Annotated in this window: 26 protein-coding genes; 1 reads left to right on the top strand and 25 read right to left on the bottom strand. The window is 67.2% G+C overall.

All coding sequences use genetic code 11. The features are described 5' to 3' along the window. Positions 1-262 precede the first annotated feature (262 nt). The 7 genes from rplQ to ABD882_RS10360 form a co-directional block, all read right to left on the bottom strand. Positions 263-967 carry a 50S ribosomal protein L17, sunset domain variant gene (gene rplQ / locus ABD882_RS10390; protein ID WP_345186696.1) on the bottom strand — a complete coding sequence of 235 codons (705 nt, stop codon included), beginning with the start codon at positions 965-967 and terminating at the stop codon, positions 263-265. Positions 968-1,000: 33 nt separating this feature from the next. After that, positions 1,001-1,990 (bottom strand): DNA-directed RNA polymerase subunit alpha, encoded by a 990-nt coding sequence (locus ABD882_RS10385; protein WP_345186694.1) that lies wholly within the window; start codon positions 1,988-1,990, stop codon positions 1,001-1,003. A 118-nt stretch (positions 1,991-2,108) separates the two neighbouring features. After that, complete coding sequence (rpsK, locus tag ABD882_RS10380) at positions 2,109-2,507, bottom strand: 30S ribosomal protein S11 (protein ID WP_045249905.1); 399 nt, start codon at positions 2,505-2,507, stop codon at positions 2,109-2,111. Between the two features lie 27 nt (positions 2,508-2,534). Beyond that, positions 2,535-2,909 carry a 30S ribosomal protein S13 gene (gene rpsM, locus ABD882_RS10375; protein ID WP_345186692.1) on the bottom strand — a complete coding sequence of 125 codons (375 nt, stop codon included), beginning with the start codon at positions 2,907-2,909 and terminating at the stop codon, positions 2,535-2,537. A gap of 144 nt (positions 2,910-3,053) precedes the next feature. Beyond that, positions 3,054-3,170 carry a 50S ribosomal protein L36 gene (rpmJ, locus tag ABD882_RS10370; protein WP_005050492.1) on the bottom strand — a complete coding sequence of 39 codons (117 nt, stop codon included), beginning with the start codon at positions 3,168-3,170 and terminating at the stop codon, positions 3,054-3,056. A gap of 66 nt (positions 3,171-3,236) precedes the next feature. Then, positions 3,237-3,458, bottom strand: coding sequence for a translation initiation factor IF-1 (gene infA, locus ABD882_RS10365; protein ID WP_017201569.1), 222 nt, complete (start codon positions 3,456-3,458; stop codon positions 3,237-3,239). A 149-nt stretch (positions 3,459-3,607) separates the two neighbouring features. Next, positions 3,608-4,297 carry a DsbA family protein gene (locus tag ABD882_RS10360; RefSeq protein WP_345186689.1) on the bottom strand — a complete coding sequence of 230 codons (690 nt, stop codon included), beginning with the start codon at positions 4,295-4,297 and terminating at the stop codon, positions 3,608-3,610. Between the two features lie 332 nt (positions 4,298-4,629). Here ABD882_RS10360 and ABD882_RS10355 point away from each other — a divergent pair, with 332 nt between their 5' ends. Beyond that, on the top strand, positions 4,630-5,673 hold the full coding sequence (locus tag ABD882_RS10355; protein WP_345186688.1) for a hypothetical protein: 1,044 nt from the start codon (positions 4,630-4,632) through the stop codon (positions 5,671-5,673). A gap of 113 nt (positions 5,674-5,786) precedes the next feature. Here the strand turns inward: ABD882_RS10355 and map are convergent, their stop codons facing one another. The 18 genes from map to rpsS all read right to left on the bottom strand — a co-directional run bounded on the left by map (position 5,787) and on the right by rpsS (position 15,321). Further along, positions 5,787-6,635, bottom strand: a complete 849-nt coding sequence (gene map / locus ABD882_RS10350; protein ID WP_345186686.1) for a type I methionyl aminopeptidase — start codon at positions 6,633-6,635, stop codon at positions 5,787-5,789. 1 nt (position 6,636) lies between these two features. Next, a complete protein-coding gene (locus ABD882_RS10345; protein ID WP_345186685.1) occupies positions 6,637-7,251 on the bottom strand; it encodes an adenylate kinase in 615 nt (204 codons plus the stop codon). Continuing rightward, positions 7,248-8,570 (bottom strand): preprotein translocase subunit SecY, encoded by a 1,323-nt coding sequence (gene secY, locus ABD882_RS10340; RefSeq protein WP_345186683.1) that lies wholly within the window; start codon positions 8,568-8,570, stop codon positions 7,248-7,250. Before secY ends, ABD882_RS10345 begins: the two co-directional genes overlap by 4 nt. Before the next feature lie 103 nt (positions 8,571-8,673). Next, positions 8,674-9,192: a 50S ribosomal protein L15 gene (rplO, locus tag ABD882_RS10335; protein WP_345186682.1), complete on the bottom strand. Its 519-nt coding sequence runs from the start codon at positions 9,190-9,192 to the stop codon at positions 8,674-8,676. Beyond that, the gene (gene rpmD, locus ABD882_RS10330; RefSeq protein ID WP_045249910.1) at positions 9,192-9,377 is read right to left on the bottom strand and encodes a 50S ribosomal protein L30; all 186 of its coding nucleotides are present in this window, start codon (positions 9,375-9,377) and stop codon (positions 9,192-9,194) included. Before rpmD ends, rplO begins: the two co-directional genes overlap by 1 nt. Next, positions 9,377-10,066, bottom strand: coding sequence for a 30S ribosomal protein S5 (gene rpsE / locus ABD882_RS10325; RefSeq protein WP_425563360.1), 690 nt, complete (start codon positions 10,064-10,066; stop codon positions 9,377-9,379). The genes rpmD and rpsE overlap by 1 nt, the downstream gene beginning before the upstream one ends. Then, positions 10,063-10,422 carry a 50S ribosomal protein L18 gene (rplR, locus tag ABD882_RS10320; protein WP_345186675.1) on the bottom strand — a complete coding sequence of 120 codons (360 nt, stop codon included), beginning with the start codon at positions 10,420-10,422 and terminating at the stop codon, positions 10,063-10,065. The genes rpsE and rplR overlap by 4 nt, the downstream gene beginning before the upstream one ends. A gap of 2 nt (positions 10,423-10,424) precedes the next feature. Then, entirely contained in the window at positions 10,425-10,961 is a 537-nt protein-coding gene (rplF, locus tag ABD882_RS10315; protein WP_345186674.1) for a 50S ribosomal protein L6, read from the bottom strand. Positions 10,962-10,967: 6 nt separating this feature from the next. Further along, on the bottom strand, positions 10,968-11,366 hold the full coding sequence (rpsH, locus tag ABD882_RS10310) for a 30S ribosomal protein S8 (RefSeq protein ID WP_345186672.1): 399 nt from the start codon (positions 11,364-11,366) through the stop codon (positions 10,968-10,970). Between the two features lie 152 nt (positions 11,367-11,518). Next, positions 11,519-12,109 (bottom strand): 50S ribosomal protein L5, encoded by a 591-nt coding sequence (gene rplE, locus ABD882_RS10305; RefSeq protein WP_345186670.1) that lies wholly within the window; start codon positions 12,107-12,109, stop codon positions 11,519-11,521. Continuing rightward, entirely contained in the window at positions 12,109-12,468 is a 360-nt protein-coding gene (rplX, locus tag ABD882_RS10300; protein WP_345186668.1) for a 50S ribosomal protein L24, read from the bottom strand. The genes rplE and rplX overlap by 1 nt, the downstream gene beginning before the upstream one ends. Positions 12,469-12,471: 3 nt before the next feature. Further along, entirely contained in the window at positions 12,472-12,840 is a 369-nt protein-coding gene (rplN, locus tag ABD882_RS10295) for a 50S ribosomal protein L14 (protein WP_345186667.1), read from the bottom strand. Continuing rightward, entirely contained in the window at positions 12,837-13,154 is a 318-nt protein-coding gene (rpsQ, locus tag ABD882_RS10290; RefSeq protein ID WP_345186665.1) for a 30S ribosomal protein S17, read from the bottom strand. Before rpsQ ends, rplN begins: the two co-directional genes overlap by 4 nt. Next, the gene (gene rpmC, locus ABD882_RS10285) at positions 13,154-13,468 is read right to left on the bottom strand and encodes a 50S ribosomal protein L29 (RefSeq protein ID WP_045271047.1); all 315 of its coding nucleotides are present in this window, start codon (positions 13,466-13,468) and stop codon (positions 13,154-13,156) included. The genes rpsQ and rpmC overlap by 1 nt, the downstream gene beginning before the upstream one ends. Continuing rightward, the gene (gene rplP, locus ABD882_RS10280; protein ID WP_345186661.1) at positions 13,468-13,887 is read right to left on the bottom strand and encodes a 50S ribosomal protein L16; all 420 of its coding nucleotides are present in this window, start codon (positions 13,885-13,887) and stop codon (positions 13,468-13,470) included. The genes rpmC and rplP overlap by 1 nt, the downstream gene beginning before the upstream one ends. After that, on the bottom strand, positions 13,887-14,642 hold the full coding sequence (rpsC, locus tag ABD882_RS10275; RefSeq protein ID WP_345186659.1) for a 30S ribosomal protein S3: 756 nt from the start codon (positions 14,640-14,642) through the stop codon (positions 13,887-13,889). The genes rplP and rpsC overlap by 1 nt, the downstream gene beginning before the upstream one ends. After that, entirely contained in the window at positions 14,642-15,040 is a 399-nt protein-coding gene (gene rplV, locus ABD882_RS10270) for a 50S ribosomal protein L22 (RefSeq protein WP_345186657.1), read from the bottom strand. Before rplV ends, rpsC begins: the two co-directional genes overlap by 1 nt. Further along, positions 15,040-15,321: a 30S ribosomal protein S19 gene (rpsS, locus tag ABD882_RS10265; protein WP_345186655.1), complete on the bottom strand. Its 282-nt coding sequence runs from the start codon at positions 15,319-15,321 to the stop codon at positions 15,040-15,042. Before rpsS ends, rplV begins: the two co-directional genes overlap by 1 nt. Positions 15,322-15,328: the final 7 nt, after the last annotated feature.

Raw genomic sequence — 15,328 nt, 5'->3', positions numbered from 1 at the left:
CCGCCGACACACAGCGCGGGATCGCGGTCTCCCGGTCATCGCCGCCGGCGTCCGCTCGCCTGTCGCCAGATGCCCCTTCCTCGTCGTAGCAGGGGCATCTGGCGACAGGCGAACCGCGGTGCAGGGGACCGGATCCGAGTCGTCCCCGTCAGCGCACCCTATGGCGTGCACCCACGGGGACGACTCGAAACGAGGGCGAACGCCACAACGACGAAGCCCGCCGCCCCACAGGGGGCGACGGGCTTCGAGCGATGAGACGTGCTTACTTGCCGGCCTCGACGAAACCGGCGGCCTCGGCGGCCTCCGCCGTGCGGAAGTACACCTCGGCGACGGTCTTCTCGTACCAGCGGCCATCCGGGCGGTGGAACTTCATCGAGTCCTTGTTGCCCTTGATGTCGAAGCCCTCGGGCGCGGAACCGTCCTCGAGCGGAGCGGCGGAATCCGCACCGAACTCAGCGGCCTCGGGAGCGGCGGCCTCAGCGGCAGCCTCGGCGACGGGAGCCTCGGCGGCCTCCTCGACGACCTCAGCAGCCGGCTCGGCCGGCGCGGCCTTCTCGGCCTTGGCGGCAGCAGGCTTCGCGGCGGCCTTCTTCACCTTGGGGGTGACGGGCTCGAGCACGAGCTCGATGACAGCCATGGGGGCGTTGTCGCCCTTGCGGTTGCCGACCTTCGTGATGCGGGTGTAGCCGCCCTCACGCTCGGCGACGAGCGGCGCGATCTCGGCGAACAGGATGTGCGTCGCCTCCTTGTTGCTGCGCAGGACCGTCAGCACGCGACGGCGTGCGTGCAGGTCACCGCGCTTGGCGAAGGTGACGAGGCGCTCGGCCAGCGGACGCAGGCGCTTGGCCTTGGTCTCGGTGGTCTTGATCGACTTGTGCACGAACAGCTGGGCGGCGAGGTTCGCGAGCAGCAGACGCTCGTGGGCCGGGCCGCCTCCGAGGCGGGGACCCTTGGTGGGCTTAGGCATTGTTCTTACTCCTGGATCGGAAAGGGTCGGGTATCAGAAGGACTCGTCTTCGGAGCCGCCGTAGAAGTGGGCGCCGTCGAAACCGGGCACCGAATCCTTCAGCGACAGGCCGAGCGAGACGAGCTTGTCGCGCACCTCGTCCACCGACTTCTGTCCGAAATTGCGGATGTTCATGAGCTGCGTCTCCGAGAGGGCGACGAGCTCGGACACCGTGTTGATGCCTTCGCGCTTGAGGCAGTTGTACGAGCGCACCGACAGATCGAGATCCTCGATCGGCATCGACAGCTCGTTGGAGAGGACGGCCTCGACCGGCGCGGGGCCGATCTCGATGCCCTCGGCCTCGACGTTCAGCTCGCGGGCGAGGCCGAACAGCTCGGTCAGCGTGCGACCGGCCGAAGCGACCGCGTCACGCGGGACGATCGAGTTCTTCGTCTCGACGTCCAGCACGAGCTTGTCGAAGTCAGTGCGCTCGCCGGCGCGGGTGGCGTCGACGCGGTAGCTGACCTTGAGCACGGGCGAGTAGATCGAGTCGATCGGCACCTGGCCGGCCTCGGCGTACTCGCTGCGGTTCTGCGATGCGGACACGTAGCCGCGGCCGCGCTCGATGGTGAGCTCGAGCTCGAACTTGGCGGTGTCGTTGAGCGTCGCGATGACCAGCTCGGGGTTGTGCACCTCGACACCGGCCGGAGCGGAGATGTCCGCCGCGGTGACCTCGCCGGCGCCCGTCTTGCGCAGGTACGCGGTGATGGGCTCGTCGCGCTCCGAGGAGACGACCAGCTGCTTGATGTTCAGGATGATCTCGGTGACATCCTCCTTCACACCGGGGATGGTGCTGAACTCGTGGAGGACGCCGTCGATGCGGACGCTCGTGACGGCCGCGCCGGGGATCGAGGAGAGCAGGCTGCGACGCAGCGCGTTGCCGATCGTGTATCCGAAACCGGGCTCGAGCGGCTCGATGACGAACCGGCTGCGGTTCTCGGAGATCTTTTCCTCGGTGAGAGTGGGACGCTGTGCGATGAGCACTGTGTGTTCCTTTCGATCACGTGCCCGCTATTTGACACGTGTGGGTGAGGTCTTGAGTTGTGGGAAGAACGCGGGCGAGGATCCCCGGTCTGGAGCGACCGGGGATCCTCAGAAAGCGTCAGACGCGGCGGCGCTTCGGCGGACGGCAGCCGTTGTGCGCCTGCGGCGTCACATCCTGGATCGAGCCCACCTCGAGGCCGGCGGCCTGCAGCGAGCGGATCGCGGTCTCGCGGCCGGATCCCGGACCCTTCACGAAGACGTCGACCTTCTTGACACCGTGCTCCTGCGCCTGGCGGGCGGCGGACTCCGCGGCCATGCCGGCGGCGTACGGCGTCGACTTGCGCGAGCCCTTGAAGCCCACGCCACCGGACGAGGCCCAGCTGATGACAGCGCCGGACGGGTCGGTGATCGAGACGATGGTGTTGTTGAACGTCGACTTGATGTGGGCCTGGCCCAGCGCGATGTTCTTCTTTTCCTTGCGGCGCGGCTTGCGCGCGGCGGCCTTGGGTGCAGCCATGAAAGTGTTCTCCTATTCCCTGGCCGCTTAGCGGGCCTTCTTCTTGCCGGCGACGGTGCGCTTGGGGCCCTTGCGGGTGCGCGCGTTGGTCTTGGTGCGCTGACCGCGGACCGGCAGGCCGCGACGGTGACGGATGCCCTCGTAGGAGCCGATCTCGACCTTGCGGCGGATGTCGGCGGCGACCTCACGGCGGAGGTCACCCTCCACCTTGTAGGTGCCTTCGATGTGGTCGCGGAGAGCGACGAGCTGGTCGTCGGTGAGGTCCTTGACGCGGATCGACTCGTCGATCTCGGTGGCCTTGAGGATCTCGACGGAACGAGTGCTGCCAATGCCGTAGATGTACGTGAGGGCGATCACCACGCGCTTGTCGCGCGGGATGTCGACGCCGGCAAGACGTGCCATGCGGTAACTCCTGGAGTTGTTGTGGAGGTGTGGAGCAGGATCGGTGCCCGGGCCTCCGCCCGAGGTGTCCCCCTTGTGGGTTCTGATCCTGCCGTTGTGTGTTGAGTTATGAACGTGCGAGAGCGCCGGGCCGGAGCCCGGACCTCAGCCCTGGCGCTGCTTGTGGCGCGGGTTGCTCTTGCAGATCACCATGACGCGGCCGTGGCGGCGGATCACCTTGCAGTGATCGCAGATCGGCTTGACGCTGGGGTTGACCTTCATGTTGTTTCCTTATCGCTGTCTTCACCGGGCAGGCGCGAACGCCTGGGGTGTTACTTCTCGACCGGCCTAGCGGTAGCGGTAGACGATGCGCCCGCGGGTGAGGTCGTAGGGCGAGAGCTCCACGACGACACGGTCCTCGGGGATGATGCGGATGTAGTTCTGCCGCATCTTGCCGGAGATCGTTGCAAGGACCTTGTGTCCGTTGCTCAGCTCAACGCGGAACATCGCGTTGGGGAGCGCCTCGGAAATCACGCCCTCGATCTCGATGACACCGTCTTTCTTAGCCATAGCCTCGCTGACGCTTCTGCAGACCGGTCGATCTGCGGTGGTTGGGTGGTGTGGTGCTCGCGGGTCCGGACACGCCGGACCAAGGCGCAAAGCACCAAGGATCTATGGTAGTCCGGATCCGCGGTTCGGGCAAATGCTGCCCGCACGGCTCACTGTCCGGGCTGGATGCCGTTCTTGGTGAGGATCGCCGTCAGCTTCGCAAGGTCGGTGGCCTTGGTCAGATCCAGGCGTGCGCCGTTGACCTCGACCGTCGGCGTCCCCGTGATCTGGTGGGCGGTAGCCTGCGCGGTCGGGTACTTGAAGTACGTCTGCTTGGTGATGCAATCGGCGGCCTTGTCGGCGCCGGACTGCTTCGCGTAGTCGACGAGCTGCGCATCGGTCAGCCCCGTGGAGTTCTCCGCAGGCTGGTTGGCGAACAGCGTGTTCAGGTAGTCGAGGAAGCTGCTCGGCTTGGACTGCGCCACGCAGTACGCCGAGCCGCCGGAGCGCGAGGAGTAGTTCGTGCCCTGCGAGAGACGGTCCAGGATCGCGATCGGGTGGTACTCGAGCGTGATCTTGTTGTCCTTCGCGAGCTTCTGCAGGTCGGCGCCGTACGCCGTCTCGAAGTTCTTGCAGACCGGGCATTGGAAGTCGACGAACAGCGTGACCTTGTCCGTTCCGGTGCCTGTGGTGATCGCCCCGGTGTCGGAGTTGATGATCGAACCCTTCGGCGCAGCGCCCGGGTCGGTCGCCTTGTTGTTCATCCACACCACCACGCCGACCAGCGCGATCAGCACGACGACGACGGCGGCGGTGATTCCGATGACGAACCCGCTGGTCCTGCCCTTGGCAGTGGCCATTGCACTTCCATTCTCTCGGGACCCGCAACGCGGATCCTGTTCAGCTGCGTGCACCTATTCTGCCCTGTCCCGGCTTTGAGCCCCGTGCGAGGTTCGCCCGGCCGCCGCCGCGACCCGGCCGCCGCCGCGAGAAACCACTTCTAGCATGAGACACCACGTCTGCAGTGGTGTCTCACGGCGGATCTGGTTTTTCGCTGGCCGGGCCGGGCCACGCCGGGCGCCCGCCCCCAGTCGGCGCGCGCTTGGTCCGCACAACGCGGGGGTGCTGCGAGTTCTGCACGACTCCTGCACGCGCCACCGCGCCGCTATCGTGGGGCGGGCATCATGCGGGAATGCCCCTCCTCCTCTCCGACCGCGCGGTGCTCGCCTCTCCCCTGCCGCTGGTGACGGCCCGTGAAGCGCGCCTGTGCGGGATCCGTCTCGATCCCGCTGGGCACGTGCGGGTGCGTTCCGGGATCTACGTCCCGCGCCGCGCCTACCTCGCGCTGCGGCCGTGGCAGCGGTACGCGGTGCGCGTGCACGCGTTCGCGAGGGCGCATCCCGACGCAGTGCTGTGCCTGGAATCTGCGGCCGTCGTGCACGGGCTGCCATCGTTCGGCGAGGCGCGCGACATCCACGTGTACGACCCGGCGCGCACGCGATCCCGGCGGTTCGGCGACGTGTGCGTGCACACCAGCGCAGACGGGCGCGCGGTCGAGCGCCACGGCGCGATCTTGGTGACTGCACTGCCGGACACCGTGATCGATCTCCTCCGCGTCGTGCCGCCTGCACAGGCCCTCGCGATCGTCGACGCCTCCATCTCGCCCGCGCAGGGAGGCGGATCCACCCTGACCCAGTTGCAGGACCTGGGATCCGCGCAATGCAACGGGCGGGGATCCGCTCGGCTGAGCTGGGCGTGGTCGCGCGCCGACCCGCGCGCGGAGTCCCCTGCGGAGAGCCTCAGCCGTGCCGTGATCGAGTGGCGCGGATACGAGGAGCCGGAGCTGCAGCGCACGTTCCACTACGAGGGCGCTCTGGACCGCGTCGACTTCCACTTCCGCTCGGCACGTGCCATCGGCGAGGCGGACGGTTGGGGCAAGTACCAGCTGGACGAACCGGAGAAGGCCGCCGAACGCCTCCGTGGCGAGAAGCGCCGCGAAGACCGGCTGCGGCGGCACGGGCATCCGTTCGCGCGCTGGGAACTCGGTGACGTCTGGCGGGTCACGCCCCTCGAGCGGGCGCTGAATGCGGCGCAGGTCTCCGTGGTGGCGGCACGTCAGAACGCCATGCTCGCCACGCTGCGACATCGACCTCGGGAGGTATCCTCGTCGCGCGAGAAACCACGCCTCTCCGCCGAGGAACCACGTCTCTCCGCCGAGAAGCCAGATCGCGCATGAGACACCACGTCAGGAGTGGTGTCTCATGCAGGAAATGGTTTCCCGCGCCGGCTGCCGGACCTGCGCGCTGAGGCTGCGCGCCCCTACGCCACGCCCTACGTCACCGGCGCCTGCTACGCCACGGGCACCGGCACGATGCCGAAGGGGGCGAGGCCGGCCTGGCCGCCGTCCTCGGCGGTCAGGACCCAGATGCCTCCGTCGTGCAGGGCGACGCTGTGCTCCCAGTGCGAGCCGTCGGATCCGTCGATCGTGGAGACGGTCCAGTCGTCGTCCTCGACGTAGGTGCGGTCCGATCCGGCGGTGACCATCGGCTCGATCGCGAGCACGAGCCCCGGGCGCACCTCTGCGCCCCGGTCGGGCGTGCGGTAGTTGAACAGGCTCGGCGCCTCGTGCATCTTGCGGCCGATGCCGTGGCCGACGTATTCGCGCAGGATCCCGTAGTTCGGCGCCACCGCGCTCGCCCCCGCGCCGAGGATGTGATCCTCGATCGCGGCGCTGATGTCGCCCAGATGGGTCGCGGTGGCCATCGCGGCGATGCCGGCCCACATCGACCCCTCGGTCACGTCCGACAGCGCGGTGCGTGCGGCGACCAGCGCGGGCTGGGACGGATCCGGCACGACCATCGTGAACGCGCTGTCGCCGTTCCAGCCGCGGAACTGCGCGCCGCCGTCGACCGAGACGATGTCGCCGGGGTGCAGCACGCGCGATCCGGGGATCCCGTGCACGACCTGGTCGTTCACGGAGATGCAGGTGGTGTGGCGGTAGCCGCGCACAAGTTTGAAGTTGGATTCGGCGCCGCGATCCACGATCACGCGATCGGCTATCGCGTCGAGCTCCCCCGTGGTGATGCCCGGTCGCACCGCCGCGCGCACCGCGGTCAGCGCCGCGGCCGTGATCCGCCCCGGCTCGACCATGGCCTCGAGCTGGGCGCGACTCTTGTAGATCGAGCGGCGGAAGGCCACGTCAGACCGCAGCCGTGCCCACGAGCCCGCGCGCCGCGAGTGCCAGGAAGACGCGCTCGGTGATCTCGTCGAGGTCGCCGACGCCGTCGATCCGGTCGACGATGCCCTTCGCGCCGTAGGCCTCCAGGATCGGCGCCGTCTGGCCCTCGTAGATGTCCAGACGGTGCGCGATGGCCTCGGGGGTGTCGTCGGCGCGGCCCTGCTCCGCCGAACGCCGCTCCAGACGCGCGAGGACCTCGGCACGCGGCACGTCCAGCAGGATCACGGCGTCGAGCGACGAATCCGACTCGGCCAGGAACGCGTCCAGGTTCTTCACCTGTGCGGCGTTGCGCGGGTACCCGTCGAGCAGGAAGCCGTCAGCCGCGTCCGGCTGCGACAGCCGGTCGCGCACCAGGGCTCCGGTCAGCTCGTCGGAGACCAGGTCACCCGCGTCGAGGATCGCGGTGACCTGCTTGCCGAGGTCGGTGCCTGCCTTGATGTTGGCCCGGAAGATGTCGCCTGTCGAGACGACGGGGATCCCGTACGCCTCGGCGATCCGCACGCCCTGCGTGCCCTTGCCGGAACCCTGAGGTCCGACGATGAGAAGGCGTGCAGAGGTCTGTGCGGATGCCGTCATCGGAGAAGCCCTTCGTAATGCCGTTGCTGCAGTTGTGCGTCGATCTGCTTGACCGTCTCCAGCCCGACGCCGACGATGATGAGGATCGAGGCGCCGCCGAACGGGAAGTTCTGGTTCGCACCCACGGTCGCCAGGGCGATCAGCGGGATGAGGGCGATCAGTCCGAGGTAGAGGGATCCCGGCAGCGTGATGCGCGTCAGCACGTAGTCGAGGTACTCGGCCGTCGGACGCCCCGCACGGATGCCGGGGATGAAGCCGCCGTACTTCTTCATGTTGTCGGCGACCTCGACCGGGTTGAACGTGATCGCGACGTAGAAGTAGGTGAACCCGATGATCAGCAGGAAGTACGTGAGCATGTAGACCGGGTGGTCGCCCTTGACGAAGTACGTCATGATCCAGGTCGCCCACGCCGGCGGCGTCTTGCCGTCCTGCGGGATGTTGAACTGCGCGACCAGCATCGGGATGTACAGCAGCGACGAGGCGAAGATGACCGGGATCACGCCCGCCATGTTCACCTTGATCGGGATGTACGTGTTGGTGCCGCCGTAGGTGCGGCGGCCGACCATCCGCTTCGCGTACTGCACCGGGATCCGGCGCTGCGACTGCTCGATGAACACCACGAGCGTCATCACGATGATGCCGATCGCCAGCACCAGCAGGAAGACCTCGAAGCCCTTCGTCTGCCAGATGCTCCACATCGCGCCGGGGAAGGTCGCGGCGATCGAGGTGAAGATCAGCAGCGACATGCCGTTGCCGATGCCCTTCTCTGTGACGAGCTCGGCGAACCACATGATGAGGCCGGTGCCGGCGGTCAGGGTGACGATCATGAGCAGCTGCGCCCACCACACGTCGTTCGTGAGCAGCTGCTTGCAGGCGGCGACGCTTGTCTGGCCGAACAGCTGGCCGCTGCGCGCGACGGTGACGAGAGTCGTGGACTGCAGCAGTGCGAGCGCGATCGTGAGGTAGCGCGTGTACTGCGTCAGCCGGGCCTGGCCGGCCTGGCCCTCTTTGTGCAGGGTCTCGAAGTGCGGGATCACGACGCGCAGCAGCTGGGTGATGATCGTCGCGGTGATGTAGGGCATCACACCGAGGGCGAAGATCGACAGCTTCAGCAGAGCGCCGCCGGAGAACAGGTTGACGAGCCCGAGCAGGCCGGCCGTGCCGCTGTTGGACGCCAGGCACTCCGTCACGTTCGGAAAACTCACGAAGGGTGCCGGGATCGTGGATCCGAGACGGTAGATGGCGATGATCGCGATCGTGAAGCCGATCTTGCGACGCAGATCCGGCGTGCGGAAGATCCGCGCGATGGCGCTGAACAAAAGCTTGCCTCCTGAAGGGGTCGACCGTCTGAAAACAGGACAGTCCTGACCCAGGGTAACGCAAGAGGGGCCGGAGAAAATCTCCGGCCCCTCATGACGGGTATTACTTGATGGATCCGCCCGCGGCGACGATCTTCTGCTCGGCGGAGCTGGAGACCTTGTCGACGGACACGGTCAGCGCCACGGCGATGTCGCCGTTGCCCAGGACCTTGACCTTCTCGTTCTTGCGGACCGCGCCCTTGGCCACGAGGTCGGCGATGGTGACATCGCCCCCCTTCGGGTAGAGCTCGGCGAGCTTCTCCAGGTTCACGACCTGGTACTCGACGCGGAACGGGTTCTTGAACCCGCGCAGCTTCGGGGTGCGCATGTGCAGCGGCATCTGCCCACCCTCGAAGCCGACGCGAACGGTGTTGCGGGCCTTGGTGCCCTTGGTGCCGCGACCGGCGGTCTTGCCCTTGGAACCCTCACCGCGACCGACACGGGTCTTCGCGGTGTTGGCGCCGGGGACCGGACGCAGGTGGTGCACCTTCAGGACGCCGGGACGGGAGACCGGAGCCTCCGCAGCCTTGGCGGCCGGCTTCTTGGCGGCGGTCTTCGTCGCCGCCTCCTTCTTCTCAGCCATTAGTCGATCTCCTCAACCTTGACGAGGTGAGCGACCGCGCGGACGTAGCCGCGGGTCTGTGCGTCGTCGGGACGGACGACCGAGTCGCCGATCCGCTTGAGGCCGAGGGAACGCAGCGTGTCGCGCTGGTTCTGCTTCTCACTCACCTTGGACTTGACCTGCGTGACCTTGAGGCGCGCAGCCATCAGGCACCTGCCTTCTGCGCAGCGATGGCCTCGGCCTCTGCGCGGACGAGACGCGCCGGGGCGACCTGGTCGAACTCGAGGCCACGACGTGCGGCGACCGCACGGGGCTCCTCGAGCTGCTTCAGGGCGGCCACCGTCGCGTGCACGATGTTGATCGTGTTCGACGAGCCGAGCGACTTCGACAGCACGTCGTGGATCCCGGCGCACTCGAGCACGGCGCGGACCGGACCACCGGCGATGACACCGGTACCGGCGGCAGCCGGACGCAGCAGCACGACGCCGGCAGCGGCCTCGCCCTGCACCGGGTGCGGGATGGTCGACGCGGAGCGCGGCACGCGGAAGAAGTTGCGCTTGGCCTCCTCGACACCCTTCGAGATGGCGAGGGGAACCTCACGGGCCTTGCCGTAGCCGACGCCCACGAGACCGTTGCCGTCACCCACCACGACGAGCGCGGTGAAGCTGAAGCGACGGCCGCCCTTGACGACCTTCGACACGCGGTTGATGGTCACGACGCGCTCGAGGAACTGGTTGTCCCCACGGTCACGCGAGTTGCGGTCGCGGCCGCCCTGGCCACGGTCACGGCCTCCGCGACCGCCCCGGCGCTCTTCGCGCTGGGGAGCCTCGGTACCGGCCGCGTTCTCGGCGGCGGGAGCCGTCTCGGTCACTTCGTTCTCCTTGATGTCACTCACAGTGCCAGCCCCCCTTCACGGGCGCCATCGGCGATGGCCGCGACGCGACCGGCGTACCGGTTGCCACCACGGTCGAACACGGCCTCAGAGACGCCGGCGAGCTTCGCACGCTCGGCGACGAGCTCGCCGACCTTGCGGGCCTTGGCGGTCTTGTCACCGTCGAACGCACGCAGGTCGTTCTCGAGGGTGGAGGCGCTGGCCACGGTGCGGCCCTTGCTGTCGTCCACGAGCTGCACGAAGACGTGACGGGCAGAGCGGGTGACGACGAGGCGCGGACGCGCCTCGGTGCCCTGGATCTTCTTGCGAAGACGGGCGTGACGACGCGAACGAGCGTCGGACTTCGAGGTGATAGCCATGGTTACTTACCACTCTTTCCGGCCTTGCGACGCACGACCTCGCCGGCGTAGCGCACGCCCTTGCCCTTGTACGGCTCGGGCTTGCGGATCTTGCGGATGTTCGCAGCCGCCTCGCCGACGGCCTGCTTCGAGATGCCGCTGATGGTGAGCTTGTTGTTGCCCTCGACCGTCAGGGTGATGCCGGCGGGCGGGTCGATCAGGACCGGGTGCGAGAAGCCGAGGGCGAACTCGACCGAGCTGCCCTTCTGCTGCACGCGGTAACCGGTGCCGACGACCTCGAGGCCCTTGGTGTAGCCCTCGGTCACGCCGATGATGTCGTTGTTGATGAGGGTGCGGGTGAGGCCGTGCAGCGAACGCGAAGCGCGCTCGTCGTCCGGGCGGGTGACCAGAACCTGGCCCTCCTCGACCGACACCTCGATGGGAGAGGCCACGGTGAGCGCGAGCTCACCCTTGGGGCCCTTCACCGAAACCTCGCGGCCGTCGACCGAAACGGTCACGCCTGCGGGGATCACGATGGGAAGTCGTCCAATACGCGACATGTCAGATCACCACACGTAGGCGAGAACTTCTCCGCCCACGCCCTTCTGCTCTGCCTGCCGGTCGGTCAGCAGACCGGAGGAGGTGGACAGGATCGCGACGCCGAGGCCGCCGAGCACCTTGGGGAGCTCCGTCGACTTCGCGTACACGCGGAGGCCGGGCTTCGAGACGCGCTTGATGCCGGCGATCGACCGCTCGCGGTTCGGGCCGTACTTCAGCTCGATCGTGAGGTTCTTTCCGACGCGGGCGTCAGCGACCTCCCAACCGGCGATGTAGCCCTCCTGCTGGAGGATCGCGGCGATGTGGGTCTTGAGCTTGCTCGACGGCAGGGTCACGGAATCGTGATGCGCCGAGTTCGCGTTGCGCAGACGGGTCAGCAGATCTGCGACCGGGTCTGTCATCGTCATAGTTGTCTTCTTTCGTTCATGAGGTTCCGGCTGCCGTTACACGGCAGACGGCCTGCGATGAGCACGCAATTTTCTATTGTACGTGACGTGCGACACGCCCGAAGACCGGATCCCCAGGGCGAACCCGGGGATCCGGTCTTCAGAACATGGTCTTACGCCTGCGCGTCGGCGGGCTTGAAGGGGAAGCCGAGGTGGCGCAGGAGTGCGCGGCCCTCGTCGTCGCTCTTCGCCGTGGTGACGACGGTGATGTCGAAACCGCGGACCCGGTCGATGCGGTCCTGGTCGATCTCGTGGAACACGCTCTGCTCCGTGAGGCCGAAGGTGTAGTTGCCGTTGCCGTCGAACTGCTTGCTGCTCAGGCCGCGGAAGTCGCGGATGCGCGGCAGTGCGAGGTTCACGAGGCGGTCCACGAACTCCCAGGCGCGGTCACCGCGGAGGGTGACGTGCGCGCCGATGGGCTGTCCCTCGCGCAGCTTGAACTGCGCGATCGACTTGCGGGCCTTCGTGACGATCGGCTTCTGGCCGGTGATCTTGGTGAGGTCGTCGACCGCACCATCGATCACCTTGGAGTCGCGCGCCGCTTCACCGACACCGGTGTTGACGACGACCTTGACGAGGCCGGGGATCTGCATGACGTTCTCGTAGCCGAACTCGTCCTGCAGGGCCTTCTTGATCTCGTTGTTGTACTTCGCCTTCAGGCGGGGCTGCACCTTGACAGCACCCGCAGCGTCAGTAGCCGCCATCAGAGGTCCTTACCGCTCTTCTTCGCGTAGCGCACGCGGACCGTGCGCTTCACGCCGTCCTTGACCTGCTCCTCGACGCGGTGACCGACACGGGTCGGCTTCTTCGTCTCGGGGTCGACCAGGGCGACGTTCGAGATGTGGATGGGAGCCTCGATGGTCTCGATGCCGCCCGTCTTGGTGCCGCGCTGCGTCTGGCCGACGCGGCTGTGCTTCGTGGCGTAGTTCACGCCCTCGACGATGACGCGGTTCTGCTCGACGAGGATCTCGAGGACCTTGCCCTGCTTGCCGCGGTCGCCGCCCTTTTCCTGCTTGCGGCCGTTGATGACCTGAACCAGGTCACCCTTCTTGATGTTCGCCATGAGTTACAGCACCTCCGGGGCGAGCGAGACGATCTTCATGAACTTCTTGTCGCGAAGCTCACGACCGACCGGACCGAAGATGCGGGTGCCGCGGGGCTCCCCGTCGTTCTTCAGGATCACGGCGGCGTTCTCGTCGAACTTGATGTACGAGCCGTCGGGACGGCGGGTCTGCTTCACGGTGCGGACGATGACGGCCTTGACGACGTCACCCTTCTTCACGTTCCCACCGGGGATCGCGTCCTTCACCGTGGCGACGATGATGTCGCCCACGCCGGCGTAACGACGGCTGGAGCCGCCGAGCACGCGGATGGTGAGCAGCTCCTTGGCGCCGGTGTTGTCGGCGACCTTGAGGCGGGACTCGGTCTGGATCACTTTGCCTTCTCCAGGATCTCCACCAGACGCCAGCGCTTGGTGGCGCTCAGCGGGCGGGTCTCGTTGATGAGGACGAGGTCGCCGATGCCGGCGGTGTTGTTCTCATCGTGGGCCTTGACCTTGGTCGTGCGGCGGATGACCTTGCCGTAGAGCGGGTGCTTCACGCGGTCCTCGACCTCGACGACGATGGTCTTGTCCATCTTGTCGCTGACGACGTAGCCGCGGCGCGACTTGCGGTAACCGCGGGCGTCGGCGTCGCGCACATCGTGCGAGACGACCTCTGCCGTGGCGGCAGCAGCCTTCTTCTCAGCCATTACTCGGCCTCCTCCTTGGGCGCGTCAGCCTCGTCGGCCTTCTTCGCCTTTGCCTTGGACGCCTTCTTCGCCGGAGCCTCGACCGGAGCGGGCGTCGCACGGATGCCCAGCTCGCGCTCGCGGATCACGGTGTACAGGCGCGCGATGTCGCGCTTGACGGCGCGGATGCGGCCGTGGCTCTCCAGCTGGCCGGTGGCCGACTGGAAACGGAGGTTGAACAGCTCCTCCTTGGCCTTACGCAGCTCCTCGACGAGGCGCTGGTCTTCGAACGTGTCGAGCTCGGTCACACCGAGCTCCTTGGTGCCGATCGCCATTACGCGTCGCCCTCCTCGCGCTTGATGATGCGTGCCTTGAGCGGCAGCTTGTGAATGGCCCGGGTGAGCGCCTCGCGAGCGAGCTGCTCGTTCACGCCCGCGACCTCGAAGAGGACGCGGCCCGGCTTGACGTTGGCGACCCACCACTCGGGGGAACCCTTACCGGAACCCATGCGGGTCTCGGCAGGCTTCTTGGTGAGCGGGCGGTCGGGGTAGATGTTGATCCACACCTTTCCACCGCGCTTGATGTGACGGGTCATCGCGATACGAGCGGACTCGATCTGACGGTTGGTCACATACGCGGAGGTGAGCGCCTGGATGCCGTACTCGCCGAAGGAGACCTTGGTGCCGCCGGTGGCGGCGCCGTCGCGCTTCGGGTGGTGCTGCTTGCGGAACTTGACCTTACGAGGGATAAGCATCAGGCAGACGCTCCTTCTGCGACGGGAGCCTCGCTGCGCGGGCCGCGGCGACGGTCGCCACCACGGTCGTCACGACGGGACTTCGGTGCGTTGGCCTGCTCGCGGGCAAGCTCCTTGTTGGTGAGGTCGCCCTTGTAGATCCAGACCTTCACGCCGATGCGGCCGAAGGTGGTCTTGGCCTCGTAGAAGCCGTAGTCGATGTTCGCGCGCAGCGTGTGCAGCGGCACACGACCCTCGCGGTAGAACTCCGACCGGCTCATCTCCGCGCCGCCGAGGCGGCCCGAGACCTGGATCCGGATGCCCTTGGCGCCGGCGCGCTGGGCACCCTGGAGGCCCTTGCGCATGGCGCGACGGAAGGCGACGCGAGCAGAGAGCTGCTCGGCGATGCCCTGGGCGACGAGCTGAGCGTCGGCCTCGGGGTTCTTGACCTCGAGGATGTTCAGCTGGATCTGCTTGCCCGAGAGCTTCTCGAGGTCGCCGCGGATGCGCTCCGCCTCGGCGCCGCGGCGGCCGATGACGATGCCGGGACGCGCAGTGTGGATGTCCACACGCACGCGGTCGCGGGTCCGCTCGATCTCGATGTTGCTCACGCCGGCGCGGTCGAGCTGCGTCTGCAGGAGCTTGCGGATCCGGATGTCCTCGGCCACGTAGTCGGCGTAGCGCTGACCCGGCTTGGTCGAGTCAGAGAACCACCGGGACACGTGGTCCGTGGTGATACCGAGGCGGAAGCCGTACGGGTTTACCTTCTGTCCCATTACTTGCTCGCCTTCTTGTCGGTCGCAGAGCCCGTCGACGCGGCGACCTCGGGGGTGGCCAGCACGACGGTGATGTGGCTCGTGCGCTTCTTGATCTGGAACGCGCGGCCCTGGGCGCGGGGCTGGAAACGCTTCAGCGTCGTCCCCTCGTCCACGAAGACGTTCTTCACGTACAGGTCCTGCTCGTCGAGGAACTCGCCGTCGCGATCGGCCTTCACCTGAGCGTTGGCCATGGCGGAGTGCACGAGCTTGTAGATCGGCTCGGACGCGCTCTGCTGCGCGAACTTCAGGATGGCGAGGGCCTCAGCGGCCTGCTTGCCCTTGATGAGCGCGATCACACGACGAGCCTTCTGCGGGGTCACGCGGATGTGCTTCACGCGTGCAATGGACTCGACCATCAGCGACGCCGCCCCTTCTTGTCGTCCTTCACGTGGCCGCGGAAGGTGCGGGTGGGCGCGAACTCGCCCAGTTTGTGACCGACCATGGCTTCGGACACGAACACGGGGATGTGCTTGCGTCCGTCGTGCACGGCGATGGTGTGTCCCAGCATGGCGGGGATGATCATCGACCGGCGCGACCAGGTCTTGATGACGTTCTTGCTGCCGGCTTCGTTCTGACCGACCACCTTGCGAAGCAGGTGCTCGTCGACGAAGGGGCCCTTCTTAAGACTGCGAGGCATCTTCTCT

This window comes from Microbacterium panaciterrae (assembly GCF_039541635.1).
Taxonomy (GTDB): Bacteria; Actinomycetota; Actinomycetes; order Actinomycetales; family Microbacteriaceae; genus Microbacterium; species Microbacterium panaciterrae.
The sequence above is the reverse complement of the archived record's forward strand: the minus strand, read 5'-3'. Positions and strand labels throughout refer to the sequence as shown.

Coding starts and splice junctions, on each gene's coding strand:
- rplX (WP_345186668.1), bottom strand. CDS start 12,468: ATGGCGAACATCAAGAAGGGTGACCTGGTTCAGGTCATCAACGGCCGC.
- rpsQ (WP_345186665.1), bottom strand. CDS start 13,154: ATGGCTGAGAAGAAGGCTGCTGCCGCCACGGCAGAGGTCGTCTCGCAC.
- rpmJ (WP_005050492.1), bottom strand. CDS start 3,170: ATGAAGGTCAACCCCAGCGTCAAGCCGATCTGCGATCACTGCAAGGTG.
- rpsS (WP_345186655.1), bottom strand. CDS start 15,321: ATGCCTCGCAGTCTTAAGAAGGGCCCCTTCGTCGACGAGCACCTGCTT.
- rpsK (WP_045249905.1), bottom strand. CDS start 2,507: ATGGCTGCACCCAAGGCCGCCGCGCGCAAGCCGCGCCGCAAGGAAAAG.
- ABD882_RS10355 (WP_345186688.1), top strand. CDS start 4,630: ATGCCCCTCCTCCTCTCCGACCGCGCGGTGCTCGCCTCTCCCCTGCCG.
- rpsH (WP_345186672.1), bottom strand. CDS start 11,366: ATGACGATGACAGACCCGGTCGCAGATCTGCTGACCCGTCTGCGCAAC.
- rplV (WP_345186657.1), bottom strand. CDS start 15,040: ATGGTCGAGTCCATTGCACGCGTGAAGCACATCCGCGTGACCCCGCAG.
- rplO (WP_345186682.1), bottom strand. CDS start 9,192: ATGGCTGAGAAGAAGGAGGCGGCGACGAAGACCGCCGCCAAGAAGCCG.
- rplQ (WP_345186696.1), bottom strand. CDS start 967: ATGCCTAAGCCCACCAAGGGTCCCCGCCTCGGAGGCGGCCCGGCCCAC.
- rplR (WP_345186675.1), bottom strand. CDS start 10,422: ATGGCTATCACCTCGAAGTCCGACGCTCGTTCGCGTCGTCACGCCCGT.
- infA (WP_017201569.1), bottom strand. CDS start 3,458: ATGGCTAAGAAAGACGGTGTCATCGAGATCGAGGGCGTGATTTCCGAG.
- ABD882_RS10345 (WP_345186685.1), bottom strand. CDS start 7,251: ATGACGGCATCCGCACAGACCTCTGCACGCCTTCTCATCGTCGGACCT.
- rplP (WP_345186661.1), bottom strand. CDS start 13,887: ATGCTTATCCCTCGTAAGGTCAAGTTCCGCAAGCAGCACCACCCGAAG.
- rpmD (WP_045249910.1), bottom strand. CDS start 9,377: ATGGCTGCGCGCCTCAAGGTCACGCAGGTCAAGTCCAAGGTGAGTGAG.
- rplF (WP_345186674.1), bottom strand. CDS start 10,961: ATGTCGCGTATTGGACGACTTCCCATCGTGATCCCCGCAGGCGTGACC.
- rpsM (WP_345186692.1), bottom strand. CDS start 2,909: ATGGCACGTCTTGCCGGCGTCGACATCCCGCGCGACAAGCGCGTGGTG.
- rpsC (WP_345186659.1), bottom strand. CDS start 14,642: ATGGGACAGAAGGTAAACCCGTACGGCTTCCGCCTCGGTATCACCACG.
- rpmC (WP_045271047.1), bottom strand. CDS start 13,468: ATGGCGATCGGCACCAAGGAGCTCGGTGTGACCGAGCTCGACACGTTC.
- ABD882_RS10360 (WP_345186689.1), bottom strand. CDS start 4,297: ATGGCCACTGCCAAGGGCAGGACCAGCGGGTTCGTCATCGGAATCACC.
- rplE (WP_345186670.1), bottom strand. CDS start 12,109: ATGGCGGCTACTGACGCTGCGGGTGCTGTCAAGGTGCAGCCCCGCCTG.